At 67.1% G+C, this 26,026-nt stretch carries 23 protein-coding genes; 13 read left to right on the top strand and 10 right to left on the bottom strand.

Annotated features, from left to right (window positions below):
- Nucleotides 1-8: 8 nt before the first annotated feature.
- From G6N26_RS26660 to G6N26_RS25015, 7 genes are all read left to right on the top strand, one after another.
- Nucleotides 9-530 (top strand): acyl-CoA dehydrogenase family protein, encoded by a 522-nt coding sequence (locus tag G6N26_RS26660; RefSeq protein WP_462931629.1) that lies wholly within the window; start codon nt 9-11, stop codon nt 528-530.
- Entirely contained in the window at nt 527-1,684 is a 1,158-nt protein-coding gene (locus G6N26_RS25040; RefSeq protein ID WP_179960267.1) for an acyl-CoA dehydrogenase family protein, read from the top strand. Before G6N26_RS26660 ends, G6N26_RS25040 begins: the two co-directional genes overlap by 4 nt.
- Nucleotides 1,681-2,616 (top strand): acyl-CoA dehydrogenase family protein, encoded by a 936-nt coding sequence (locus tag G6N26_RS25035; protein WP_083015350.1) that lies wholly within the window; start codon nt 1,681-1,683, stop codon nt 2,614-2,616. The genes G6N26_RS25040 and G6N26_RS25035 overlap by 4 nt, the downstream gene beginning before the upstream one ends.
- Nucleotides 2,617-2,643: 27 nt before the next feature.
- Nucleotides 2,644-4,152 (top strand): class I adenylate-forming enzyme family protein, encoded by a 1,509-nt coding sequence (locus G6N26_RS25030; RefSeq protein ID WP_083015589.1) that lies wholly within the window; start codon nt 2,644-2,646, stop codon nt 4,150-4,152.
- 126 nt (nt 4,153-4,278) lie between these two features.
- Entirely contained in the window at nt 4,279-5,322 is a 1,044-nt protein-coding gene (locus tag G6N26_RS25025) for a hotdog fold thioesterase (protein WP_083015346.1), read from the top strand.
- 80 nt (nt 5,323-5,402) lie between these two features.
- Nucleotides 5,403-6,611, top strand: coding sequence for an amidohydrolase family protein (locus tag G6N26_RS25020; protein ID WP_083015585.1), 1,209 nt, complete (start codon nt 5,403-5,405; stop codon nt 6,609-6,611).
- A gap of 406 nt (nt 6,612-7,017) precedes the next feature.
- Nucleotides 7,018-8,985 (top strand): SpoIIE family protein phosphatase, encoded by a 1,968-nt coding sequence (locus tag G6N26_RS25015; RefSeq protein WP_083015342.1) that lies wholly within the window; start codon nt 7,018-7,020, stop codon nt 8,983-8,985.
- Here the strand turns inward: G6N26_RS25015 and G6N26_RS25010 are convergent.
- From G6N26_RS25010 to G6N26_RS25000, 3 genes are all read right to left on the bottom strand, one after another.
- Entirely contained in the window at nt 8,982-10,226 is a 1,245-nt protein-coding gene (locus G6N26_RS25010) for an acyl-CoA dehydrogenase family protein (protein ID WP_083015339.1), read from the bottom strand. The two genes, G6N26_RS25015 and G6N26_RS25010, sit on opposite strands and share 4 nt — an antisense overlap.
- On the bottom strand, nt 10,223-11,374 hold the full coding sequence (locus tag G6N26_RS25005) for an acyl-CoA dehydrogenase family protein (protein ID WP_083015582.1): 1,152 nt from the start codon (nt 11,372-11,374) through the stop codon (nt 10,223-10,225). The genes G6N26_RS25010 and G6N26_RS25005 overlap by 4 nt, the downstream gene beginning before the upstream one ends.
- A gap of 212 nt (nt 11,375-11,586) precedes the next feature.
- Nucleotides 11,587-12,543 (bottom strand): alpha/beta hydrolase, encoded by a 957-nt coding sequence (locus G6N26_RS25000; protein ID WP_083015336.1) that lies wholly within the window; start codon nt 12,541-12,543, stop codon nt 11,587-11,589.
- Between the two features lie 283 nt (nt 12,544-12,826).
- Between G6N26_RS25000 and G6N26_RS24995 the strand changes: the two genes are divergently transcribed.
- Together G6N26_RS24995 and G6N26_RS24990 are read left to right on the top strand one after the other, a co-directional pair.
- The gene (locus G6N26_RS24995; protein WP_083015578.1) at nt 12,827-14,059 is read left to right on the top strand and encodes a cytochrome P450; all 1,233 of its coding nucleotides are present in this window, start codon (nt 12,827-12,829) and stop codon (nt 14,057-14,059) included.
- Nucleotides 14,056-15,213, top strand: a complete 1,158-nt coding sequence (locus G6N26_RS24990; RefSeq protein ID WP_067175415.1) for a Zn-dependent alcohol dehydrogenase — start codon at nt 14,056-14,058, stop codon at nt 15,211-15,213. Before G6N26_RS24995 ends, G6N26_RS24990 begins: the two co-directional genes overlap by 4 nt.
- Before the next feature lie 3 nt (nt 15,214-15,216).
- Here the strand turns inward: G6N26_RS24990 and G6N26_RS24985 are convergent, their stop codons facing one another.
- Together G6N26_RS24985 and G6N26_RS24980 are read right to left on the bottom strand one after the other, a co-directional pair.
- Nucleotides 15,217-16,059 (bottom strand): SDR family NAD(P)-dependent oxidoreductase, encoded by an 843-nt coding sequence (locus G6N26_RS24985; protein WP_083015334.1) that lies wholly within the window; start codon nt 16,057-16,059, stop codon nt 15,217-15,219.
- Nucleotides 16,060-16,075: 16 nt separating this feature from the next.
- Nucleotides 16,076-17,299, bottom strand: coding sequence for a cytochrome P450 (locus tag G6N26_RS24980; protein ID WP_083015330.1), 1,224 nt, complete (start codon nt 17,297-17,299; stop codon nt 16,076-16,078).
- A 205-nt stretch (nt 17,300-17,504) separates the two neighbouring features.
- On the opposite strand from G6N26_RS24980, the gene G6N26_RS24975 reads away from it, so the two are divergent.
- Nucleotides 17,505-19,001: an acyl-CoA carboxylase subunit beta gene (locus G6N26_RS24975; protein ID WP_067175406.1), complete on the top strand. Its 1,497-nt coding sequence runs from the start codon at nt 17,505-17,507 to the stop codon at nt 18,999-19,001.
- Nucleotides 19,002-19,071: 70 nt separating this feature from the next.
- On the opposite strand, the gene G6N26_RS24970 is transcribed toward G6N26_RS24975, so the two are convergent.
- Genes G6N26_RS24970 through G6N26_RS24950 form a run of 5 tightly spaced genes read right to left on the bottom strand, consistent with a single transcriptional unit; the run spans nt 19,072 to nt 23,690 of the window.
- Entirely contained in the window at nt 19,072-20,109 is a 1,038-nt protein-coding gene (locus G6N26_RS24970; protein ID WP_179960266.1) for a TIGR03857 family LLM class F420-dependent oxidoreductase, read from the bottom strand.
- The gene (locus G6N26_RS24965) at nt 20,106-20,486 is read right to left on the bottom strand and encodes a nuclear transport factor 2 family protein (protein ID WP_067175400.1); all 381 of its coding nucleotides are present in this window, start codon (nt 20,484-20,486) and stop codon (nt 20,106-20,108) included. Before G6N26_RS24965 ends, G6N26_RS24970 begins: the two co-directional genes overlap by 4 nt.
- Nucleotides 20,486-21,604 (bottom strand): alpha/beta fold hydrolase, encoded by a 1,119-nt coding sequence (locus G6N26_RS24960; protein ID WP_083015324.1) that lies wholly within the window; start codon nt 21,602-21,604, stop codon nt 20,486-20,488. The genes G6N26_RS24965 and G6N26_RS24960 overlap by 1 nt, the downstream gene beginning before the upstream one ends.
- Before the next feature lie 18 nt (nt 21,605-21,622).
- Nucleotides 21,623-23,245 (bottom strand): flavin-containing monooxygenase, encoded by a 1,623-nt coding sequence (locus G6N26_RS24955; protein ID WP_083015321.1) that lies wholly within the window; start codon nt 23,243-23,245, stop codon nt 21,623-21,625.
- Nucleotides 23,232-23,690: a nuclear transport factor 2 family protein gene (locus tag G6N26_RS24950; protein WP_067175391.1), complete on the bottom strand. Its 459-nt coding sequence runs from the start codon at nt 23,688-23,690 to the stop codon at nt 23,232-23,234. Before G6N26_RS24950 ends, G6N26_RS24955 begins: the two co-directional genes overlap by 14 nt.
- An 85-nt stretch (nt 23,691-23,775) precedes the next feature.
- On the opposite strand from G6N26_RS24950, the gene G6N26_RS24945 reads away from it, so the two are divergent.
- From G6N26_RS24945 to G6N26_RS24935, 3 genes are read left to right on the top strand one after another with little or no spacing between them, the layout of a single operon-like run.
- Complete coding sequence (locus tag G6N26_RS24945; protein ID WP_067175388.1) at nt 23,776-24,783, top strand: Rieske 2Fe-2S domain-containing protein; 1,008 nt, start codon at nt 23,776-23,778, stop codon at nt 24,781-24,783.
- On the top strand, nt 24,780-25,409 hold the full coding sequence (locus G6N26_RS24940; protein WP_083015318.1) for a cysteine hydrolase family protein: 630 nt from the start codon (nt 24,780-24,782) through the stop codon (nt 25,407-25,409). The genes G6N26_RS24945 and G6N26_RS24940 overlap by 4 nt, the downstream gene beginning before the upstream one ends.
- Nucleotides 25,406-26,026 (top strand): PaaI family thioesterase, encoded by a 621-nt coding sequence (locus G6N26_RS24935; RefSeq protein ID WP_083015315.1) that lies wholly within the window; start codon nt 25,406-25,408, stop codon nt 26,024-26,026. Before G6N26_RS24940 ends, G6N26_RS24935 begins: the two co-directional genes overlap by 4 nt.

The following is a 26,026-nucleotide window of genomic DNA, read 5'->3' as shown; positions in this document are numbered from 1 at the left end:
CCATCCGCATGGCGTCGATCTCCGACGAGACGTTCTGCGAGGTCTTCCTCGACGACGTCGAGGTGCCGGCCGACAACCTGCTGGGGCCGCTCAACGGCGGCTGGAATGTCGCCTTGTCGTCGCTGCAGCATGAACGCCAGATGATCTGGATCATGAACTGGGTCGAGATCAAACGCGGACTCGACGCGGTGCGTGCCGCCGGCGCCGGCGTCTCGGGAGACGACGTCTACACCGAGCTCGGCTCGCTGCTCGCCGACGCCGAAGCGTTGCGGGCCACCGGATACCGCGCGCTGGGCAACGAGCTGGCGGGGCGGCCCAGCCCGGAAGCCGACACCATGAAGCTGCTCGGATCGCTGACGTTGCAGCGTGTTTGGGAACTCGGTGCGGCCGCGGCGGGCCCGGAGTCGGCCGCGGATCCGGATCTTCTGTTCGAACGTCAGGACGCGCTGGCCTCGACCATCTACGGCGGCACGTCGGAGGTGCAGCGCAACATCATCGCCGAGCGGCTGCTCGGACTGCCGAAGGGATGAGCACGATGGATTACGACCTCGGCGACGACGCCGGACAACTGCGAAGCCACCTGCGTGAGCTGGTGGCCAACCACATCCCGGCCGACTTCCTCGGCGCCTGCACCGAAAACCCGCAGGACCTCGCCACTACCGAGACGTTCTGCAAGCTGCTGGCCACCGAGGGGCTGCTGGCGCTGGCATGGCCGAAAGAGCATGGCGGCGGCGGGGGTTCGGTCTGGCAGCAGACGGTGCTGCGCGAAGAGATGTGGGCCCAACACGAGCCGCGCGGCCCGCAGTACATGGGGATCAACTGGGTCGGGCCGGCGCTGATGCGCTACGGGACCGAGGAACAGAAGGCCAAGCACCTGGCGGCCATCGCCGCGGGGGATGTGATCTGGTGCCAGGGATTTTCGGAGCCGGAGGCGGGAACGGACCTGGTGTCGTTGCGTACCCGCGCCGTCGCCGACGGTGACGGATGGCGCATCACCGGGCAGAAGGTGTGGACGTCGTACGCCCTGATGGCGTCGTGGTGCGTGCTGGCGGCGTGCACCGACCCCGACGCCCCAAAACACAAGCGGCTCACCCTGTTTCTGATCCCGATGGACCGCCCCGGTTTCACCGTCCGGCCGATCCCGTCGATGCTGGGGCCGCACCACCTCAACGAGATGTTCCTGGACGACGTGCAGGCGTTTCCCGGCGACGTACTCGGCGAGGTCGGCGACGGATGGCGGGTGATGCGCGAGGCGCTGGCCTTCGAGCGGGTGGGCATCGCCCGGTACGCGCGGTGCGAGTCGCTGCTCGAACGGATGCGCAGCCAGCTCGGTGACGAGTGGGATGAGCTGCCCGAGACGATCCGTACCCGATGGGTGCGGGCGCTGGTCGACCTGAGGGTCGCCCGGCTGCTGGCCTATCGCGCCGTGTCACTGCAGGACGACCCGGCGGCCGGTGCGGCCGCCAGCGCCGCTCGCATCGTCACGACAACCCTCGATCAGCAGGTGGCCGAGCTGCTGTTCGACGTGCTGGGTGCCACGGCGCTGGACAGCGGCAGTTCCGCACCGCTGCACGGGGCGATTGAAGACCATTGGCGTTACGCACAGGCGGCCACCGTCGCATCGGGCACCATCGAAGTGCAGAAGATGCTGGTGGCACGAGACGTGTTGGGAGGAAGCCGGTGAAAACCGATCTGCCACAGGACATCAGCGATTTCGCCGCCGTCGTCGGCAAGCGGCTCACCCGGTTGGGCGGACCGCCGGCCGCGCTGCGCGCCGAGACCGACGACTCCGTCCGTGACGCGGCGCGCGCCGCCTTGAACGAAGTGGGCGCATTCGACCTCGACGTGCGCTCGGCCCCCGACGATCTGCTGGCCGCCGCGGTGCTGTGCCAGGCCGCCGGCGCCACCGTGCTGCCCTATCCCCTGGTGGAGGAGCTGCTGTCGATCGACGGCGCGCGCCTGGCCCTGGTGAATCCGAAAGCCCCGCGCATCGATCACGGCGATCTGGCCGGCGACTGGATCGCCGCGGACCTGGACGGCAATCGGTACCGGCCGCAGCCGGCGGCGCGCACCGGCGCCAAGCTGGGGCCGTTCTTGGTTCCGGCCACGGTGGGCGCACCCGAGGGCAGCGTCCCGGCCGCCGACGTTAACCTTCATCTCGTGCTGGGATCATGGCGGATTCTGGGATCGGTGCAGCAGTCGTTGCAGATTGTCACCGAGCACGTGCGCGCCCGGGTTCAGTTCGGGAAGCCGCTCGCGGACTTTCAGGCCGTCAGGTTTGCCGTCGCGGACGCCGCCGTCGCGGTCCGGGGGCTGCACGAACTCGCGAAGTACACGATTTGTCGACCCGAATCGTTGCCGGCGCAGATCCATTCGGCGGACGCCCTGGTGCTGCGGCTCAAGGCCGCCGACACCGCGCGGCAGGTGATGCGCACGTCGCACCAGTTACTCGGGGCCCTGGGTTTCTGCGACGAGTCCGACGTCAGCGTGCTCGACCGGCACACCCAGCCGCTGGTCCGGTTGCCGCTGGGCACCGACGAACTCGCACTGCGCCTAATGCCCAGCGTGTCGGACGGGTCGCTGGAAACCCTGTTCAGCGACCCGGTATCCGCCTAGCCGCACGAACATTGAGGAGTGGCTCAATTGAGTACCGAACCCGTCGCGGCTGAAGCGGTGGCAAACCCGTTCGCGGACGGAGTTCCGTTCGGAACCAAGCTGCACGAGCTCGCCGAACAACGCCGGGACGATACTGGCGTCACGGTCGTGGCGCTCGACGGCACCGCGCAGACGCTGACGTTCGGTGAGCTCGACGCCCGCGCCAACCAGTGGGGCCGCGCCCTTGCCGCCAGCGGCGCCGGAACTGGATCCCTTGTGGCGCTTGCTATTCCGAATTCCCAGCATCTGGTGCTGGCGACGCTGGGCTGCTGGAAGATCGGCGCGGTTCCGGTGCCCATGCACTGGGACCTTCCCGAGTGGGAGCGCGACCGGGTACGCGAGGTGATCGATCCCGCCGTCGTCGTCGACGAAACGAGCCGCTGGGAGCTCGACGCCCGCGCGGCCGGCGAGTCGGACGGTCCGCTGCCGGTGGCCGTCTCCCCCACCGCCAACGGGATCTGCAGCAGCGGTTCGACCGGCGTGCCCAAGGTGATCCTGAACCTGGCGCCGTCGCTGTGGATCCCCCAGCAGGGGGAGCCGTTCCTGTCGAACTGGACACCGGTTTCCCAGCCGCAGACCATCATGGTGCCCGCGCCGATGTATCACACCAACGGCTTCGCCACCTTCCTCATGCTGCTGGCGGGCGACCAGCTGGTGATACTCGAAAAGTTCGACGCCGCACTGGCTCTCGATGTGATCGAGCGATTCCGGGTCACCAACTTCACGGCGACGCCCACCATGCTGGCGCGCATCGCGGCCCGGCCCGACGTCCGGCAGCGCGACCTGTCCAGCATCGTCTTCATCCTGCAGGGCGCCGCGGTGATGCCGCCCTCGCTGCTGCACACCTGGTTCGAACTGCTCAGCCCGGAGCAGATCGTGACGGCGTACGGCATGACCGAAAACCTAGGCCTGACCGCGCTGCGCGGCGACGAGTGGCTCGCTCACCCGGGCAGCGTGGGTCGCGGTTTCCGGGACACCGAGATCCGGATTCTGGACGCCGAGAAGCGGCCATTGGGCCCCGGCGAGGACGGGGACGTGTATCTGCGGGCCCCGATGAGCGCGGGGTACCGCTACCTGGGCGGGGCACCGCCATTGCCATCGACCGAAGACGGCTTCCGCTCCGCCGGGGACATGGGCCATCTCGACGAGGACGGCTTTCTCTACATCGTGGACCGCCGGGTGGACATGATCGTCAGTGGGGGCGCCAATGTCTTTCCGGCCGAGGTCGAGTCGGCGCTCGCCGGCCATCCCGAGATCGCGGATGTCGTCGTGATCGGGCTTGCCGATCCGCAGTGGGGGCGCCGCGTGCACGCGGTGATCCAGCGCGCCGATCGCGACGGCGCCGAGCCGCTCACCGAGCAGGGCGTGATCGACTACGCGAAGGGCCGCCTGGCGCCCTACAAGGCGCCCAAGACGGTGGAGTTCGTCGACGCGATACCGCGCACCGCGGCCACCAAGGTCAATCGCTCGGCGATGATCGAGGCCCGGGGCGGCTGAGCGCCGCGTCTGCCGTCCGCGCCCCCGGCGAGATGACCAGAAAATCTGGCTTCGCGGACACGCCGCCCGGCGCGGTAACCTCATTCTCGGAGCGCAAGGATTGCGCCACGGAAGGGAACAGCGCCGATGACCGCCCTCAACGACGAAGCCGAAGTGACGCGCGGCGACCGCTTCATCAAGACCGCCGTCGCCATTCTGGGGGAAACGGGACGCACCGACTTCACCGTGCAGGAGGTCGTCGCCCGCTCCAAGACGTCGCTGCGCGCCTTCTACCAACACTTCAGCAGCAAGGACGAATTGCTGCTGGCGCTGTTCGACAGAACCATCGCCCAATCGGTGCAGGCGTGGCGCGCCGAAACCATGACGCTGGACAGCACCTCGGCACTGAAATTGCTGATCGACCGACTCAGCCAGCAAGCGGAATCGAGCACCCAGGACAGCCTGAACCGGGCCCTGACCCTCTACAACCAGCACTTGGCCGAGACCCGCCCCCTCGACTACGCCCGGGTGCTCTCACCGCTGCACCGACTGATTCGCGACATCGTCGGGCAGGGGATCACCGAGGGGGTCTTCAACCCCGGATTGGACGTCGGCGCAGCCGCGGCCATCGTCATGCAAACGGTGATGGGTGCGCAGCGATTGCATTGGCTGGGTTCGGAATTGAACGGCGCACCCGTCGACACCGGCCAGCTCTACGACTTCTGCAGCCGCGCGCTCGGCATCCGCGAGACCGATCAAGGGTCGCCGGGCCCGTCGCTGGCCGAGCTGTTCGCACAGATCGGCATGCGCCCGGGCAGCCGCAACGGCGAATTCGCGATGACCATGCCCGTCAGCCCGCAGGTGGTCAACACGTCCGGCGCCCTGCAGGGCGGTTTGATCGCGACGCTGGTGGATGTGGCGGGCGGCCAATTCGGACTGGATTATCTGCAGCCGGGCACCACGATGACGACCTCGGATCTGTTCGTCCGCTACCTGCGGCCCGTCCGGCAGGGCTCGGCGTTCGCGGTGCCCAAGGTGTTGCGATCCGGACGACGGGCGATGGTGATGCAGGTCGACATCTTCGGCGACGGCGACGGCGACGACGAGGACGAACTCCTCGCCACGGCCACCGTGAACTTCGCCATCATCAACGGCGCGACGCCGACGATCGGGCCGCGAACGGACGGGTAGCGCCGGTACACCTCGTCGCCCAACGGTGGTAACGTCGTTACCACGCAGTGAGAATTTCGGCCTTTTACAAGGAGATCGCCATGCCCTCTCGCGAGCTTCCCTTCCCCGTTTTCGACGCGGACAACCACATGTACGAACCGCAGGAGGCGCTGACCAAGTTCCTCCCGGACAAGCGCAAGAACGTCATCGACTACGTCCAGGTCCGCGGCCGCACCAAGATCGTGGTGCGCGGCCACATCAGCGAATACATCCCCAACCCGACGTTCGAGGTGGTGGCCCGCCCGGGCGCCCAGGAGGACTACTTCCGCAACGGCTCGCAGGGCAAGAGCTACCGCGAAATCCTCGGCGAGCCAATGAAAGCCATCCCGGCCTTCCGCGAACCGGGCGCGCGCCTGGAGGTCATGGACGAGCTCGGCATCGACTTCGCGCTGATGTTCCCGACACTGGCCAGCCTGGTCGAGGAGCGCATGAAGGACGACCCGGAGATGACCCATGACGTCATCCACGCGCTCAACGAGTGGATGTACGAGCAGTGGTCGTTCAACTACCAGGACCGCATCTTCGCCACCCCGGTGATCACGCTGCCGATCGTGGACCGGGCGCTCGAGGAGTTGGAGTGGTGCCTGGAACGCGGCGCCCGCACCGTGCTGGTCCGTCCGGCGCCGGTGCCCGGCTACCGCGGCAGCCGCTCGTTCGGGCTCGAAGAGTTCGATCCGTTCTGGCAGGCCTGCGTGCGTGCCGAGATCCCCGTTTCGATGCACGCTTCAGACAGCGGCTACTCCGAATTGCTCAACATCTGGGAGCCCGGCGACGAGTTCCTGCCGTTCAAGCCGACCGCCTTCCGCAGCCTGGCCATGGGCCATCGCCCCATCGAGGATGCGTTTGGCGCCCTGATCTGCCACGGCGCGCTGACCCGCAACCCTGACCTGCGGATACTGTCGATCGAGAACGGCGCCGACTGGGTGCCGACCCTGTTCCGCGGCCTCAAGGGCGTCTACAAGAAGATGCCGCAGGCGTTCGCCGAGGACCCGATCGACACGTTCAAGCGGTGCGTCTACGTCAGCCCGTTCTGGGAGGACCGGTTCACCGAGATCGTCAACATGGTGGGCACCGACCGGGTGGTCTTCGGATCCGACTGGCCGCACCCCGAGGGCCTCAAAGATCCGATCACCTTCGTCGACGAGCTGGCCGACTTCAGCGACGAGGACAAGGCAAAGATCATGGGCGGCAATCTGATGAAGCTGATGAAGGTGTCCGCGCCGGCTTCGAAGAAGCCCGTCTCGGCCTGATCGCGTGCCGGACGCCGTCCGCTGTACGGCCGAAACATGGTGTGCGCCCAAGGGTTTGGGCGAAGCCATCGCGAACTCGCTCGCCGGTAGGGCGGGGCGGGTCCGCCGGCGCACACCTGTGGCCGTGACGTGACGGATGCGCGTGACGCTGCCGATGGTGCACTCGCGCAACCCGTTTCCGCACTCGCGCCCCACCGTCGACTGCTATCTCGTTTTGCGGCAACGTCAATTTCTCCTGCCGCAAAATTCGGCGATATAACACTCCGGTATCAAACCGTTGCGATATGCAACTAATACCATTGCTAATCTGAACAACTACGTGTGCAAAATAGGTCAGCCCATTTGACCCGGTTTACGACTCTGATTACCCGCAGGCCCGTCGAACACTGCGAGGAGGAACGGCCAGATGGTGGCCGAAAAGGACTGGGACAGAACCGTCGGTGCGGCCGACGACGTCCGGCGCGTGTTCGAGCATGTCCCCATGCTGTTGGTCGGACTCGAGGGGCCCGAGCACCGATTCGTCGCGGTCAACGCGGCGTACCGCGTCCTCGGTCCGCCCATCGACTCGATCGGGCTGCTGACGCGCGAGGTTTACCCCGAGCTAGTCAGCCAGGAAATCATCCAGATGTTCGACCGGGTATACCAAACGGGCGAACCGCAGTCGGGAACGGAGTGGCGGGTCCAAGCCGACTTCGACGGCGCGGGCCAAGCGCAGGAACACTTCTTCGATTTCATCGTCACGGCGCGCCGCGCCCAGGACGGCACGATCGAGGGTGTGCAGCTGGCTTTCACCGACGTCACAGACCGCGTGCAAACGCGGATGGCGGCCGAGGCACGCCTCGAGGAGCTGTCCGAGCGGTACCGCAACGTCCGCGATTCCGCCACCGTCATGCAGCAGGCCTTGCTGGCACCGTCGGTGCCCGTCATTCCCGGTGCGGACGTGACCGCGCAGTATCTCGTCGCCGCCGAGGACACCGCGGCCGGTGGCGACTGGTTCGATGCGATTCCCCTGGGGGACAGGCTGGTTCTCGTCGTCGGCGACGTCGTCGGCCATGGTGTCGAAGCGGCGGCGGTGATGTCGCAACTGCGGACCGCGCTGCGGATGCAGGTGGTGGCGGGATATCCGATCGCCGAGGCGCTCGAGGCCGTCGACCGGTTTCGCAAGCACGTGCCCGGGTCGAACACGGCCACCATTTGCGTCGGCGCGCTCGACTTCGCCACCGGCGAATTCCAATACTGCACCGCCGGACACCCACCACCGCTGCTGGTGACGTCGGACGCGACCTCCCGCTATCTCGAACCTTCCGGCGCGGGCCCGCTCGGCAGCGGCACCGGCTTTCCGGTCCGCACCGAATTCCTCGATGTGGGGGACGCGATCCTGCTCTACACCGATGGCCTGATCGAGCGTCCCGGCCGGCCACTAGGCGCCAGTACCGCCGAATTCGCCGAGCTGGCCGCGAATATCGCCGGCGGCCAACGCGGCTTTGTCATCGAATCGTCGGTGCGGCCGATCGACCGAATCTGTTCGGAGACACTGGAATTGCTGCTGCGCGCGACCGGCTACAGCGACGACGTGACGCTCCTTGCCGCGCAACGCCGCACACCACCCGCGCCGCTGCACATGACGCTGGACGCGACGCTGCACGCCGCCCGCGCGGTGCGCAATCGGCTGCGGCAGTGGCTGTCGGAGATCGGCGCCACCGCGGACGACATCTCCGATGTCGTGCACGCGATCTCGGAGTTCGTCGAGAACTCGGTCGAGCACGGGTACGCCACCGAGGTCTCCGACGGGGTTGGACTCGAAGCGACGCTGTCCGGCGACGGCGATCTGCACGTCTCGGTGATCGACCGCGGACGGTGGAAGGATCACCGCGAAGGCGAGACGGGCCGCGGCCGCGGCCTCGCCATGGCCGAGGCCTTGGTCTCGCAGGCGCACGTCAGTCACGGCCCCGAGGGGACGACCGCCAGTGTCACGCACCACCTGTCGCGGCCGGCGGACTTCGTCACCGACTCGCTGGTGAGCCGCGCGACCGGTCGGCGGACGGTCAACTCCGAATTCGTCTCCGCGGTCACCGAACCGGGCCGCATCGTGGTCAGCGGCGACGTCGATTCCAACACCGCGTCCACGCTGGACCGTCAGATCGCGGTCGAAAGCCGTTCCGGCGTCGCGCCGTTGACGATCGACCTCAGCGCGGTCACCCACCTCGGATCGGCGGGCGTCAGCGCCCTCGCCGCCGCGCGGGAGCGCGCGCAGCGGCAGGGCAGCGAGTACATGCTGGTGGCCCCGCCGGGAAGCCCGGCGCACCACGTCTTGTCGCTGGTGCAGATCCCGGTGGTCAGCGGTCTGGCCGAGAACGTCGTCGCCGAAGGCTAAGTGCGCTCGGATCGCTCGCCGTGCCGCACCTGGTTGAACGGCACCCCACGGTCGGCGGCATACTCGCGGGGAAAGCCCAGCACGCGTTCGCCGATGACGTTGCGGGCCATTTCCGTTGTGCCGCCGCCGATCGCGACTGTCTGCCGGGACAGGTAGCGCAGTCCCGCCTCCAGGCCGGCGCCGGGTTCGCCCACCACGCCGGCGCTTCCCGCGATCTCCAGCGCCGTGTCGACGTCGGTGGTCACGGTCTCGGAGTGGAACAGTCTGATGAGCGTTCCGGCCGCAGGGGGTAGGACGCCGTCCCGGACGCTGCGGTACACGTGGCCGATCAACTGCTCGGCCACCGCCCGGTGCACCAGGACCCGGCCGGCCTTCTCCTGCACGCGTGGATCGTCGGCTTGTCCGGTCTTCTCCGCGAGGCTCACGTAATCGACCGGGATCGCGTTGCCGCCCTCGCTGCCGCCGCCGCTGGCGAACTCCGAACCCTGCCCTACCGCCCGGCGTTCGTGGTAGAGCTGCCGCGAGGCCACCTCCCAGCCGCCATTGACCTCCCCGACGACGGCGTCGTCGCCGACGTCGACTCCGTCGAGGAACTCCTCGCAGAACTCGGTGGAACCACTCAGCATGGTGATGTGCCGCAACGTGATTCCCGGGTGAGCGATGGGCACCAGGAACATGGTCAGGCCCTCGTGCTTGGGCACATCCCAATTCGTGCGGGCCAGGCACAGGCCGTAGTCGGCGGCGAACGCGCTCGTGCTCCAGGTCTTGGCGCCGTTGATGATCCAACGATCGCCGTTGCGTTCGGCCCGGGTGAGCACGCCGGCCAGATCGGATCCGCCGCTGGGTTCGCTCAACAGCTGCACCAGCACCTCTTCGCCGCGCAGTGCCGCGGCGATGTGTTGCTTCTTCTGGGCTTCGCTGCCGGTGTCGAGCAGCGTGGCGCAGCAGATGGTGAACGTCGGGGTGTTGAGGATCAAGGGCATTTCGTAGTCGAGGCTCTCGACGTCGAATGCCTGTTGGTATTCGTAGTCCAGCCCCAGGCCGCCGTACTCGCGGGGAAAGCAGATGCCGGCGAATCCGCCGTCGTACAAGCGCTTTTGCAGTTCTCGGGCCCGCAGCCACGCCGCTTCATCGTCGCGTGGGGCCGGTGGCGGGGCGTCGCGGTCGATGGCGGGCATGTTGTCGGCCAGCCATGCCCTGGCCCGTGCGGCGAACTCCGCGACAGATTCGGTGTGCGTCATCTGTCCGAACGACCCGCCTTTTCGAACTCGTACACCCGCAGGTTGTGTTCCTCGGGCGTCCCAAACATGCCGCGGTACAACGCAACCCGGCGAAGATACAGGTGCAGGTCATGCTCCCAGGTGACGCCGATGCCGCCGTGCATCTGTACGCAAGCCTGGACGATCTGGCCGGCCATCTCCCCCACGTAGGAGCTCGCGATGCTGGCCGACAAACCCGCTTGCGGCACGCGGGCGGCCACGTCGTCCACCGCCGCCCACGTGGTGGCCCGGCAGGCCTCCAGCCACAGCTTCATGTCGGCGAACTTGTGTTTGAGGGCCTGATACGACGCCAGCGGGCGACCGAATGTGTGCCGGTCCAGCGCCCATTGGGCGGTGAAGTCGAACACCGTCTGCAGGACGCCGACCACCTCGGCGCATTGCAACACCTGGGCGATCTGGCTTTGTCGCTCGATCAGAGCGGCGGTCTCGTCGGCGGTGCCGACGGCCGCGGACCGTGGCACGACGACACCGTCGAAGCGCACGCGCGCGTATTGCTTGACAAGATCCACCGACTGCTGGGGCTCGATGCTGACGCCCGGCGCGTCCGTCGGGACCAGAAACTGGCGAATCTCAGCGTCATTCGGGCCGCGGCGCGCCACCACCAGCAGCGCCGCGCTCTGGGCGCCCGCCTCGACGCGGTCCTTGACGCCGTCGATGCGGTAGCCGGAATCGGTTTCGGTGGCCGTCACCGAGGGATCCAGCGGCACCCAGCCCCGGCCGGGCTCGCACACCGCCCACGACGCCACCGATTCGCCCGCAATCAGCGCCTCGATGACGTCGGTGTGCGCGTCGGAGTTCGTGCACTCGGCGAGCGCCGCCAGGACGGTGCTGACCGGATACAGCGGCCCGGGCGCGACCGTCCTTCCGAGTTGCTCGGCGACCATTGCCAGATCGGCGAAGCCGCTCTCCGACACGCTTCCGCCGCCCAGCTCCTCGGGAACGAGCAGCCCGGTCCAGCCGAGTTCCGCGGCGCGCCGCCACCACGCGGGGTCGAAGGACGCGCCCTCGGCATGCAGCTCCCGTACCCGGCGTAGCGGCGCCTCCTTGTCCAGAAAGGCCTGGGTGGTCGAGGTGAATAGGGCCTTTTCGGGAGAGTCGATGGTGGTCATGGTGCCGAGGGGATCCTTCTTGACATTCGATCGCTGCGGGTGCAACGGAAACGGTTTGGGTGTTTGATCATCCGCCCGATCGGTCCTCGGTTGGCTGGCGTTTCTGATGTTAGCAACGGGCGATACGGTAAGAGATACCGGAGTTCGGTCGGTAAATGCGGCGACGAATGTCCGCCTCGGGGTATCGCGAAAGCCGCCCGGGTCAGCCGTTCCTACATGGCGAACACGCGGCGCACCGCCTGGGCGTGCAGCGCCCGGTTCTCCTGGGAAACAACCCAATCCGGCACCATCGAGTCGAAGCCGTTGAAGGTCGCTGCAATCACATGCAATTCGGTATGGACGTACGCGTGCAGCAGCCGGTTGGCGTAGTCGATTGCCTCGTCTCGGCAGGGATCGATCTCGGAGCAGCTGACGAACGTGGGTGGCAGCCCCTCGAGGTTCGCCCGGTGCGCCGGGACGTGTTGCCCAGTGGCGCTGGCGTGGCCGAGGTAGTGATTCCATGCCCGGCTCACGGCCGGACCGTTGAGGCCAGGGGTGCGCTGGAACTCGCGACGCGACGGCGTGGCATCGGAGTCGAGCATCGGCTGGTGCAGGATCTGCATCAGGATGGTCGGCCCTTCCTGGTCGAACATGCGCTGGGTCAGGCCCGCGACGAGGGCCGCGCCGGCGTCGCGCCCCATGACCGCGATACGGCTGGCGTCGGCGTCCAGTTCCGCGCTGTTGTCGACCGCGTAACGCAAGGCCGCCTCGACGTCGTCCAGTGCCGCCGGGCACGGGTTCTCCGGCGCCAGCCGGTAGTCGACGGATACCACCAGACAGCCGCCGTCACGGGCCAATTCCACGCAGTGCGCGTGGTCGGTCTCCAGGTTCCCGGTGACGAACCCGCCGCCGTGGGCGTACACCACCAGGGGCGCGGCGGATTCGGTGCGGCCGCGGTACAAACGCAGCCCCAGCTGACCGCCCGGCCCGGCGATGGATCGGGAGTCGATGGAGACGCCGCTGGGGTCGGCCGCCGCGGCGCGCTGTGCGGCCAGCAGGTCGGCGTGCTCCCGCTCGGCGGCCAGCGTCTCGGCGCGAAATTCGAAGGCGCCCAATTCGACGGCGGCGTCGCGCAGCACGGGGTCGATGCGGGTGAGGCCATGTGGCCGGGCCAGGTTCGTCTGTGTCATACCTATCCGTTTTCTCCGGCTCGTCATGCACGCTAAACCACCTTCAAGGTAGACCTGCGCTTTTAGCCGGAAGCAGACGAGGTAGGTATCGGCGCGCCAAACGTCGCCGGCCGGCGCTGCGGGCGGGGCGGGCCACGGCGATCGCCCGGGCCGTTGGGCTACGTTGCTATTTATACTATGATAGCTAAATTCCGCTCGGTACAAACCCGCCGTGGACTCGCGCACGGTCGTCAATCGGTCCGCGCGAACGGCCTTACTCGGTTGTTTCCAGGAGGAAGCGCTGATGACGCTCAGCACTGACCCGAACAGTCAGCCCGTGGTCCCCCCGCTCGATTTCACCGGCGAAACCAGCCCCTATCCGTTCTTCGAACACATGCGGCGCACCGACCCGGTTTGGCATGGCTCCCTGGCCGATTCCGGGCAGCTGCCCGAGGAATTGCGGCCCGACGACGAATGGGTCCTGTTCGACTACGACGGTGTCTCCCAGGCTTTCCGCGACGACCGGGTCTTCACGTCGGCCGCCTACGACAAGACGATCGGCTTGGTGATGGGACACACCATTTTGGCGATGGGCGGCAGGGAACACCACGATCATCGCAACCTGGTGGCCAAGGCCTTCCGCGCCACGGCGCTGGCCCGGTGGGAGCCCTCGGTCATCGGGCCCGTGTGCGATCAGCTCATCGAAGAGATCAAAAACGACGGCCAGGCCGACCTGGTAAAGGCGGTGACCTTCGAGTTCCCGACACGGATCATCTCCACGCTGCTCGGTCTGCCCGCCGAAGATCTCGACTTGTTCCGGCGCCTGTCGCTGGACCTCATTTCGATCCCGACCGACATCGAGGCGGGGTTGAACGCCGCCACCGAGCTCTACGACTACTTCCTCAAGCAGGTCGAGCAGCGCAGGCGCAAGCTCACCGATGACATCATCGGCGACCTGGTCGCCGCGGAGATCGACGGCGAGAAGCTCACCGATGAGGCCATCATCGCCTTCTTGCGACTGCTGCTTCCCGCCGGGCTGGAAACCACGTACCGTTCGTCGGGCAACCTGCTGTATCTGCTGTTGACCCACCCCGAGCAGCTGGCGATGGTCCGCCAGGATCGGTCATTGCTGCCGATGGCGATCGAAGAGGGCCTACGCTTCGAAACGCCACTGACCATGGTCATGCGGACCACGACCGAGGAGGTCGAAATCGGCGGTAAGACAATCCCGGCCGACGCTCAGATCGACATGTGTATGGGTTCGGCCAATCGCGACGAGAGCCGCTGGACCGACCCCAACACGTTCGACATCCGCCGCCCGCGCCAAGCCCACATCGCCTTTGCCGGCGGCATCCACATGTGCCTCGGCATGCATCTGGCGCGACTGGAAACGCGGGTCATGTTGAACAGCCTGTTCGACCGCGTCGAGGACTTGGCGTTCGTGTCCGACGACGGCACCGGCGTGGAATCCAAGATCGTCGGGCTCACCTTCCGGTCGCCGAACAAGCTTCCGGTCACCTTTGCGCTCGCCGCATGAAAAGCCGCGCAGCGATCCTGCACGACGTGGGCGGACCGTGGTCGGTCGAGGAATTCGAACTGGACCCGCCCAAGGCCGGTGAGGTCCTGGTGCAGATGGCCGCGGCCGGCTTGTGCCACTCCGACGACCACATCCTCAAGGGAGACATGTCGGCGCCCAACGAGGTGATGCGCTCCCTCGGCCTGCCGACCATGTTCCCGACGATCGGCGGCCACGAAGGCGCCGGCATCGTGCGTGAAGTCGGCCCCGGCGTCACCGACTTGGCGCCGGGCGACCACGTGGTGATGTCGTTCGTCGCCGTGTGCGGCCAATGCCGTTGGTGCGCCAGTGGAATCGAGTACCTGTGCGACCAGGGCATCGGCACTATGGTTCCGGGAATGCCGACCGACGGCACGTTCCGCCACCACACCGCTGACGGCCGGAAGTTGGGGCATATCTCCAAGATCGGTGCCTTCGCCGAACACACGGTGGTATCGACGAATTCACTGGTGAAGATCGAGCAGCACCTACCGTTGGCGTCGAGCGCGCTGCTGTCCTGTGCCATCCCGACCGGATACGGCTCCGTCGCCAACCGGTCCAACATGCGCGCCGGCGACACCGTCGTGGTGATCGGCGTCGGCGGGATCGGCACGGGCGCCATCCAGGGTGCCCGGATCAACGGCGCCGCACAGATCGTGGCCGTCGATCCTGTTGACTTCAAACAGAAATCGGCTCTGCAATTCGGCGCGACGCACAGCGTGGCGACGACGGATGAGGCGATGGACTTGGTGCGGGGTCTGACGTACGGGGTGATGGCCGACGCGGTGGTGGTCTCGCCGTCGTTGATCACCGCCGACGACGTCCGCGACGCGGTGCGGCTCACCCGCAAGGGCGGCACCTGTGTGCTCACCGGCATGACGTCGCAGTTGACCCGGTCGGTCAAGATCGACTTGCAGGACTTCATCTTGACCAATAAGACGTTGGCGGGCACCATCTTCGGCTCCTGTAACCCGAAGGCGGACATCGCCAGGTTGGCCAGGCTCTATGAAACCGGTCAGTTGCAGCTCGACGAGATGATCACCAAGCGCTATCGTCTCGACGAGGTCAACGACGCCTACGACGATCTGCTCAACGGCAAAATCGTGCGGGGCATCATCGATTTCGGAATCGGCTGACCCTCACGCCGAGGGTGCGGCGCCCTGAACGAGCTTGGCCATGGTGCGCTCCCACAACTCCCGCGCGAGAACGGGATCGTCGGCTACGCGATTGGCTTTGGCGACTTTGCCTTTCACGTAGTACGCGCCGGCGGACCAGTCGACACCGGGCGAGCTGGTCGCCAGCCAGACCAGCTGGTCGGCGCCCTGGTCCGCGGTCGCGATGATCCGGCTGACCGGCGTGCGCTGCACGGTCGTCAACAAGCGCGAGCCGGAGGAGTGACCGATGTTGGTGTTGACAAAGCCCGGGTGCACCACCGCGACCGAGAGCCCCTCGGCGCCGTAGCGCCGGTGTAATTCCCTGGTGAACAAGATGTTTGCCAACTTCGCCAGCGCGTAGGCGGTGCTGGGTCGGCGCCGGTCCGTCGTGTCGAAATCGGCCAGCCTGACATTGCGCAGCAGCCGCTGTGACGAGCTGGATGTGTTGACGACCGTGGCATGCGAGCCGATGAGTACGTCCAGCAACAACGTGGTGAGCAAGAACGGTGCCAAGTAGTTGACCTGAAAGGTGATCTCATGGCCGTCGGCCGTTCGTTGCGACTTCGAGAACACTCCCCCGGCGTTGTTGCCCAACACGTCGATGCGCGGACACGCGGACCGGATCTTGTCCGCCAGCTCCCGAACCTGGGACAGGTCGGCGAAGTCGGCCAGGAAATAGTCGGCACCCAGCTCCGCGGCCATGGCCGCGGTCTTGCTCTCCGACCGCCCGACCAGCACGACATTGTCCCCGCCGCGGCTGATCCGGCGGGCAGCCGCCGCACCGATGCCGTCGCTGGCGCCCGTGATGACGATCGTCTTTGACGTCACGGCAGAAGTGTATCGATCACCGCCGCAGTGAGTAACGAACCGGCAGGTGCTTGAGCCCACCGACGAAGGTCGTGGCGACCAGCTCCGGGTCTCCGGTCAGTTCAATGGATTCCAGGCGTGGCAGCAGCTCGCAGAAGAAGCTGCTGACCTCCATGCGGGCCAGCGCCGCGCCCATGCAGAAGTGCACGCCGTAGCCGAAGGCCAGATGCTTGTTGGGGTCGCGGCCGACGTCGAAGCGGAACGGCTCGTCGAAGACGTCCTCGTCGCGGTTGGCCGATACGTAGGACAGCAGCACCGATTCGCCTGCGGCGATGGGCACTCCGCGCACCACGGTGTCGCTGGCGGCGGTGCGCATGAACTCCTTGACCGGGGTGACCCAGCGGATCATCTCCTCGGTGGCCAGCGGCATCAGGTCGAGGTTGTCGCGCAGGCGCCGCAGCTGGTCGGGATTCTCGATGAGCGCCTGCAGGCCACCGGAAATGGTGGCGCTGGTGGTGTCGTGGCCCGCGGTGGCGACGATGAGGTAGTAGGACACGGTGTCGATGTCCGACAGCGGTTCGCCGTCCACGCGGGCGTTGGCGATCGCCGAGGCGAGATCCTCGGTCGGGTGCTCGCGGCGGGACGCCGTCACCCCATTGAAGTATTGGAACATGTCCAACAACGCCGGCAGCTGATCCTCGTTGGAGCTACCGCGCTTGAATTCGGAATCGTCGCTGCCGAACAGTTCCTGGGTCAGCTTGAGCATGCGGGGAAAGTCGGCCTCTGGCAGGCCCAGCAGCGACATGATCACGTAGAGCGGGTAGTTGACCGCGACCTCCTGAACGAAGTCGCATTCGGGACCGGCCGCCATCATCTTGTCGACGTAGATCCCGGCGAGTTCATCGACGCGGACCTTCAAGGCCCGCATCGCCTTTGGACGAAACCAGTCGGAGCCGATCGCCCGCACCACCCGGTGCTGCGGGTCGTCCAGGTGGATCAGCGTGCGCACACCGGCGGCGGCCTGCATCTCGTCGCCCTCGGCGGTCGTCAGCACCGGGCGCGGCCAGTTGGTGAAGAGCATGTTTTCACGCTCGATGTCCATGATGTCGGCGTGTTTGGTGATCGCCCAGAACGGCCGGTAGTTCGGAACCTCCACCCACGACACCGGAGCGTTGGCGCGCAGGTGCGTCAGCGCCGCGTGCAGCGCCTGTTCGTCGGTGTACGCCAACGGATCCGCCAGCAGGTTGGCAGACCCGTCCATCGTGGTTGTGCTCACGGCTGAAACTCCTTGATTCGGGGCGCCCCCGCCGGCCCAAGACGGACCTTGCGGCGGGGCGGGTCAGGCATGCGGGTAACTTTACAGTAAGCAATCCAGTATGTGACCCCGGCAATCCATGGTGATCGCACGCGGGTTGCCGCCCTGAGATTCGTCGCGCGACGGATCCTCCATGAGGTAGGACATAGGCATGCCGAAAGCCCAGGACTGGGGAGAAACGCTCGACGATCTCGAGCGCCGCCGTCAGCACGCGTTCGAAATGGGCGGGCCGGAACGGCTCGACAAGCACCGCAACAAGGGCAAGCTCGACGCCCGCGCGCGCATCGAGTACCTCCTCGACCCGGGCACGTTCCGCGAGCTCGGCACCCTGGTGGGTGGCGAGACGGCCGCGGACGCGCTCGTCGTCGGCTCCGGTGAGATCAACGGATCACCGGTGATGCTGGGCGCCGAGGATTTCACCACCCTGGCCGGCAGCATCGGGCCTGGCGGCAATTCCAAGCGGTACCGCATCGCCGAACTGGCACTGCGCGACAAGATCCCGCTGGTGATGCTGCTCGAAGGCGCCGGCTTTCGCCCCACCGGCGGGCATTACGGGCGCACCCCGACCGACCTGCTCGCACAGGCGCAATGCTCGGGGCGCGTCCCGACCGTCGCCGCGATCCTCGGCCCCTCGGCCGGGCACGGCGCCCTGGTGGCCCCGGTCTGCGACTTCCGGATCATGAGCCGGCAGGGTGCGATCTTCACCGCGGGACCGCCCGTCGTCAAAGAGTCCACCGGAGAAGATATTTCGAAGGAGGACCTGGGCGGTCCGGATGTCGCTTTGCCCAGCGGCGTGGTCCACAATGTCGCCGAGGACGACGAAGCGGTGCTCGACGACGTCCGCCGGTATCTGTCGTACTTCCCGGCGAGCGCGTGGTCGTACCCGTCGCCGCAACCGGCCGGTAAGGCCAGTGAGCCGCGGGCGACGCCGGAGTTGCTCGACATCGTCTCCCGGGACAACCGCCGCGTTTACGACATGCGCGCCGTGCTCGACGTGGTCTTCGACAGCGCCGACTGGTTCGAGGTGCAGCCTCAGTTCGGCAGGGCGATCGTCTGCGCGCTCGCCCACCTCGGCGGCCACCCGGTCGCGGTGGTGGCCAACCAGCCTCAGGTGCTCGCGGGCTCCATCGACGCCGACGCCGCGGACAAGGCGGCCCACTTCATCATGGTGGCGGATTCCTTCCACCTGCCGATCGTGTTCCTCGCCGACAATCCCGGCATGCTGCCCGGCAGCCGGTCCGAGCGCACCGGCGTGCTGCGCGCCGGCGCCCGGATGTTCGCCGCGCAGACGGCCGCCACCACGTTGAAGCTGCACGTCACGCTGCGTAAGGCGTACGGGTTCGGGTCGATGGTCATGTCGCTGTTGGGTTTCGACCATCAGGTCGCGACCTTTGCCTACCCCGGCGCGACGATGGGCGCCATGAGCGCCGCGGCGCTCAGCCGCGCCTCACACGCCGCCGAAGACCTTTCGGCCAAGCTGCGCAACGCCGAGTTGGAGGCGTCCTATCGATCGGCCGAGCACATGGGTTTCGACGAGCTCATCGATCCCCGGGAGACGCGCGACGCCCTGCTCGCTTCGCTCAAGCGCGGACTGTCCAGCAGGCAGGCCGCCGCCGAACCCGTGAGCCGGACCGTCATCCTGCCCTAAGTTCGCCTCGCGAGAGTGCAGCTACGGACTGCGCCTCTGGGGAAACGCGTCGCTAGTTCCACTTTCGCGGTCAAGAACGATAGGCCGCGACGATCGGCTCGAGCTCGTCGGGCGTGGCGCCGTGCATGATGACCGCGTCGGCGCCGTAGTCGAACTCCTTGCGGATCCGGTCCACGCACTCACTCGCCGACCCGGTCGCCGAGGGCTCCAGCCACTCGTCGGGGATCAGCGTGGCTATGTGCTCGATCTGATCGGCGGTGCCCTTGTGGTCGATCCCGCCCGCGATCGAGGTGACGACGGGGTCTTCGCGGAACCGTTGCAGCACAGCGGGATCCCAGTCATTGGTTTGGACGAGCAGGTCGCCGTAGCCCTGTAGATAGGTGGCCAGCCGCGCGACGGTCTTCTTCAGCCGCAGCTCCTCGGGCAGGTGGTCACCGACGGTCGCAAAGCACGACCACACCCGCACGCTGTCGGGGTCGCGGCCCGCCTTCTCCGCGGCCGACTTCACGGTTTTGACGCTGCGCTGCAAGGTTTCGGGGGTGAAGTAGGTGTGCAGGATGACGTCGTCGAAGGCGCGCCCGCCCAGCGCGAGCGTGTTGGGTCCGAACGCCACCAGGGCCAACCGGATGTCCTCGTTGAAGTCCGGATCGAGGAACAGGATGGGGTACTTGCCCATCGGGCCGTCGTGGTTGAAGATCAGCTCGCCGTGCCAGAGCCGGCGCATGACCTGGGCCCAGTCCTCCATTTGCGCCGTCGTCACCGCCGGGATGCCGAACGCGCCGTAGATCGCGGCGATGCCCCGACCGACGCCCAGGGTGAACCGGCCGCCGGACAGGCGATGCATGGTGGTCGCCCACGATCCCGTGATCAGCGGATGGCGGGTGTTGTGATTGGTTGCGGCGGTGGCGATTTGCATGCGGGTGGTCACCGCGCACGCCGCCCCGACCAACGACGAGGCTTCTTTGACGTTCCAGCGCTCGGAGATGAATCCGGTGCCGAAGCCGAGTTCCTCGCCGCGGCGGGCCTCGTCCATCAGTGTCGCGGGCCCCTCGCCCCCGGCGCCGGCCAACAGGTAGAAGCCCAATTCATCAAGCGTACGGTCACTCAATTCCAAACCCCTTGCTGGTAGCCGCAGTTCCAAACCTCGGTAATCTTGCCATCGACCACGCGGAACACCTCGATGCTGGCGATGTTGGTTTCGGTGCCGTCCTTGGTTTTGATCGTTGAGTCGTAGACGATCGCCACGTGTTCGCCGTCGTCGCCCTCGATGACGACATTGAGGTCGAAGTGCAACGATTCGGCCGCCTGCCACATGTCGACGACCCGCTGGACCGCTTCGGCGTGGGTCAGCGTGCGCGAGGAACCGACCTCATGCCGAATGACTGTGTCGCCCAACAACTCCTCGGCCAGCTCGACGTTGCGTTCGTTCCACACGACGAGGTTGTAGAGTTCGACCACCGTCCGCGCCGTCCAGGTGGGTGCCATCAGCCGGGCACCGCGTCGCGCAGGAATCGGTCGGTGATGCGCTGCACGCGCCGGGAGAAGATGTGCCCGACGTGGCTGCCGTCGTACCAGTACAACTGGCCGCCCCAGCGTTCCTGCAGTGAAGTCGTGGGCTCGCGCATCGCCATCCGGTCGTGCCACGCCCCGACGATGAGCCGGCGTTCCGGCGGCGGCGACGGCGTGACCGACAGGGGGTCGATCACCGAAGTCAGCTGGGTGACCACGGGCGATTCCAGCAACTCGCGGAATCCGTCGCGCGATGGCCCCCAGCGCTGCAGGTGTCGGGCGATCATCGCGTTGAGCCCCAGGATGGGCGTGTACAGGGCCACGGCATCGATCTGTTCCAGGTGCGACACCAGCGCGGCGACCGGGCTGCCCATCGAAATCCCGGCCACCACAACGGCGGTCGCTTGCGCCTGCGCCCAACGCACCACGGCGCGCACCTCCGAGACGACGCGCATCATGCCTGCGACGTTGCCGAGCGGATCCATGTCGGGGTAGGCCGGCCATTGCCCGCGCCGGCACCCATGGCCGGGCTGTACCGGCATCGCGATGTTGAAGCCCAGCTTGCGGTGTATCCGGCCGATCCCGGACATCAAGAGGTCTTCGGTGCCGCCCTGACCGGCACCGTGCACCCAGACCAGCCAGGGCCTGGGCCCGTCGCGGTGCCGGCACACGTGCACCACCGCCCGCGCCGGGCCGCCCAGCCCGTCGGCCTCCAGGGCCGGCGGCAACGCGGGATCGTGCTCAAAGGTCACGCGTTCGTACGCCAGGCCTGCGATGCGGCGCCGGCGTATCGAGGTTGCCCGCAACGGTTTCGGCTCGCCATGTGCGCGGTCGATGCCGAGCGTCGAGAGCTCCTCGGCGGCCGCGGTGCACGCGTCCAGCGGGCGCACCGCCGCGGGGCTGCCGCCCAGCAGCGAAAAGCCGCTCAGCACAAGCTCGTCGAGCATGACCTCGCCGAACTGGCGCGCCCCGCGGGGCGACAGCGGCGACCACCCGGTGGACTCTTGCAGACCGGCCACCGTGCGCGGCACCAGCATTCCGAGTTCCCGGGCCACGTCCTTGGCCAGGCTCAGCCCGCCCCACGCCTTCGCCATGTCGCTCACCTTCAACAGCTACGCCAGTTTGAATCCGGTGTATCCGCCCGCCGCGATGTCGTCGCAGCGCCGCCGGTATTCGGGGATTCCGCCGGTATAGCCCATATACATCCGTTTCTTGCCGGGCACGTTGCCACCGTTGTACCAGGAGTTGCACGACGGATGGACCAGAACCGTGGGCGCGACGAGCGCCGTGGCGTGGTCGATCCACTCCTGCTGAGCGGTGCTCAGCGCCTCGATGGTGCGGATCTCGTTGGCGCGCAAATACGCGAGGCAGTCGCCGATCCACTCCACGTGCTGTTCGAGGGCGGCGACGAAGTTGGTCGCGGCGCTCGGGCTGCCCGGGCCCTGAACGGTGAACAGGTTCGGGAACCCGGCGACCGCCAAACCCAGATACGACAGCGGACCTTCGGTGGCCCAGAATTCGCCGAGCGAGACGCCGCCACGGCCGCGGACGTCGATCCGGCTGAGCGCGCCGGTCATGGCGTCGAACCCGGTGGCATAGACGATGACGTCGAGTTCGTGCAACCGGTCCTCGGTGCGGATGCCGGCCGGGGTGATCTCGCGGATCGGCGACTTCCGCAAATCGACCAGGGTGACGTTGTCCCGGTTGAACGTCTCGTAGTAGCCCTGGTCGATGATCGGTCGCTTACAGGCGAAGGGATGCACCGGCACGAGCGAGGCGGCGGTGTCCGGGTCCTTGACGATGCGGGCCACCGCCTCGCCGTACAGCTGGGCGGCCATCCGGTTGGCGTCGATGTCGAAGAAGATGTCGCCCCAGTTCAGGGCGCCCATGACGCCGTTCTCCTCGACGGCACGCAGTTGTTCTTCGCGCGTCGCCGATTTCAGCGGGGGCCTGCCGAGCATGTCGAGCAGGACGGAGAAGGCGCTCAGCCGGGCGGCGCCGATGGGGTGGGCGCGTTGGGCCGCCCGGATTTCGCCGTAACGGGACTTCATCTCGTCGAGCTCGCCCGGCTCAAACCGATGCACCCGCCAGGGCAGGGTGTAGGCGGGTGAGCGCTGAAACACCGACAGATGCAGGGCATCTCGGGCGACCACGGGGATGAGCTGGACGCCGGTCGAGCCGGTGCCGATGACGCCGACGCGCTTGCCGGTGAGGTCGACGCCGCCCCCGGGCCAGCGGCTGGTGAACAGCGACGTCCCGGCGAACGTGTCCATCCCGGGGATGTCGGGCTCCAGCGGCACCGACAGGATGCCGGAGGCGGCGACGACGAACGGCACCCGCAAGATTTCGCCGGCTTCGGTACGCACCGCCCACACCGCGGCGTCGTCGTCGAACGTCATCGCGACGACCTTGGTACCGAATTGGATGTCACGGCGAAGGTCGAGCCGGTCGGCCACGAAGTTCAGGTAGGCCTCGATCTCGGGCTGGGCCGGCATCGACTCGGTCCACACCCACTCCTGCTGAATCTCCTCGGAGAAGCTGTAGGAGTATTCGATGCTCTCGATGTCGCAGCGCGCACCGGGGTATCGGTTGAAAAGCCAGGTGCCGCCCACGTTTTCGGCCATCTCCAGCACCCGGGTGCGGAGCCCGAGTTGGCGTAGTCGGTGCAGCATGTACAGCCCGGAGAATCCGGCGCCGATGACGAGGACGTCGAACGAGGGATCAGCGTCGGCCATCGTCGCCTCCGGTCATTTTCAGGATGGTTCGGGTGAGGTGCAGGGTCTTGATCTGCCAGCGACCGTCCCGCTTTTCGTAGGTCTCGTGGTAGTGCCCGGCCCCGTACAGCTCGCGGCCGTCACCGAAGATCAGCAGGTCCTCCATCGCCCAGATGCCGATCGCGGTGGTGGCCGAGGTGAGCGTGATCTCGGGGGTGTGACAGTGATGCTTGGTGGCGACGCCCTCGAGGCCGCCCATCACCATCGGGGCGAAGTTCTCGACGCCCTCGATCGGTGGCGCTGTTTGGGGGTCGGCGCCGGCGGTGGACACCGCCATATCCAGGGTGACAACCACGTCGGTGGTGAACACGTCGCGCCAGGACGCGAGGTCTTTGGTGTCCAGGAAACGGCAGTAGCGCGCCTTGAGCTGTCGGATGGCTTCCAGCTCGTCAGCCGCTGTCGTCATCTCACTCCCTTGCCGCGCGCGGGCCGGACTGCTGAAATCTATACTGTAATGGATTTAGTATCAACGATCGCGGGAGGCGCCGGCTGTGAAAGTTCCCTTTACCTGGAAGGTAACCGGCTGGTTCATGGTCGGCTGGTCCCCGGAGTTTCCCGCCGGCGAGGTCCGGCCGTTGCACTATTTCGGCGAGGACCTGGTGGCCTACCGCGACGAGCAAGGCGAGCTGCACGTCCTGGAGGCGCACTGCAAGCACCTCGGCGCCCACATCGGCCACGGCGGCAAGGTCATCGGCGACTGCGTCGAGTGCCCGTTCCACGGCTGGCGCTGGGGCCCGGACGGCTGCAACAAATACATTCCCTACCAGCCGGACCGGCCCAACCGCGGGCTACGGCTCAAGGTGTATCCCGTCCGGGAGCAGTACGACTGCGTGTTCATCTGGCACCACCCCGACGGCAAGGAACCGCAGTGGGAGATGCCGGACATCTTCACGAAGTTCCCGCAATTCGAGACCGATCCTGCGCAGTACTACCGGGCGTATCCCGAGTTCTCCCGGCGCGCGGAGCGCGAACCGGTGCATCCGCAGATCGTGGCCGAAAATGCCCCCGACAGCGCCCATTTCGAGTACGTGCACCACGCCACCGTGACACCCCGGGTGCTGGACTGGAAGATCGTCGATCACGAGTGGCAGTTCATCGCGGGCTGGCCGGACGCGCGCAGCGACAACGCGCAAGACCTCGCGCTGCGGTTCCACAGCCACCTGTTCGGGCTCGGCGGCGCGATCAGCGTCTTCGAGGGCGCGCAGAACCATCGGCTGATCTTCACCTGCACACCGGTCGACGACGAATGTTCGGACCTGTTCTACTCGATCTGGTGGCCGCGGATCCCCGGCGATGACTCCCCCGTGCCCGAAGGCAAGCTGCGCGATCTCATCGAGAACCAATTCCTGTCCACCGTGTTCGACGACCTGCAGATCTGGCGCTACCAGAAGTACGTCGAGCACCCCGCGCTGTCGAAGACTGACGCGAAAGGCTATATGGCGCTGAGGAAGTGGGCGACGCAGTTCTATGACGTCGCACCGGTGGGCGCCCCCGCATGAGGGACCGACTGGTCGGACTGGCCGCACCCGAGCACACCGCGATCGTCACCCAGGAGTGTCAGGGCGCGGTGATGGGTCTCGACGCCGGACTGGCCATGCTCGCCGAGGAGGCCCGCCGCGAGGCGCTGCCCAACATCGCGCGGCTGCTGCCACCGGCCCGGGCGGCCGGCGTGCGCGTCGTGCACTGCCTGGTGCAGCGACGGCCCGACGGTCTCGGCTCCAACCACAACGCGAAGATCTTCGCGATGGGCGGCGGCAACCAGGTGGACATCACGCCCGGTACGCCGGGTGCGGAATTGTTGCCCGAATTGGGGCCGGAGCCTTCGGATTTGGTGCTGCGTCGCTGGCACGGCGTCGGCCCGATGGGCGGCACCGACCTGGACGCGGTGTTACGCAATCTCGGGGTGTCGACGATCGTCGTCGTGGGTGTTTCGCTGAACATCGCGATCCCCAACCTGGTGATGGACGCCGTCAACGCCGCCTACCGGGTGGTCCTCCCCCGTGACGCCGTCGCCGGGATACCCGCCGACTATGGTGCAGCGATGATCGCCAACACGCTGTCGTTGCTGGCCACCGTCACCAGTACCGACGATCTGCTCCGCGCCTGGGACGAGGGACCGCGATGACCGACACCGCGCCGGAGATTCGCGGCGGATTCCCCGACGTCAAGCCCGTCGAGGACGCGCCCGCCGAACTGGGTCCATTCGTCGCCGCGCTGCGCCGCCTGCAGGACCTGACCGTGTCCACCAAGCTGGACCCCGCGCTGTGGGCCGCCGCGACGGCGCACCTGGAGAACGCCTGCGCGCTGCTGGACGGCCACCAGGTCCCCGAGGTCGAGGCGGTGGCCGGCCGGGTGCTGAGCCTGCCCGGGTTGGCCCATCCCCTGCTGCCACCCTGGATGGTGACCGAGTCCGGTCCCGACGGCGTGCGGATGGCCGGGCATTTCACCACCTCGCACATCGGCGGGAACCGGGCCGTGCACGGCGGCATGATCCCGCTGTTCTACGACTGGCTGTTCGGCATGGTCGTGTCGACCGCGGACATCCGGCCGACACGCACGGCCTACCTGCACGTCGACTACCGGAACATCACCCCGATCGACCAACCGCTGACCGCCCAGGGACGCATCACCAAAGCCGAGGGCCGGAAAGTTTTCATTGACGCTACTATGACAGGCGCCGACGGCACGTTGCTCAGCGAAGCCAACGGCCTGATGGTCCGCCTGCTACCCCACCAGCCGTGA

It is taken from the genome of Mycobacterium marseillense (genome assembly GCF_010731675.1).
GTDB classification, from domain to species: domain Bacteria; phylum Actinomycetota; class Actinomycetes; order Mycobacteriales; family Mycobacteriaceae; genus Mycobacterium; species Mycobacterium marseillense.
The sequence above is the reverse complement of the archived record's forward strand: the minus strand, read 5'-3'. Positions and strand labels throughout refer to the sequence as shown.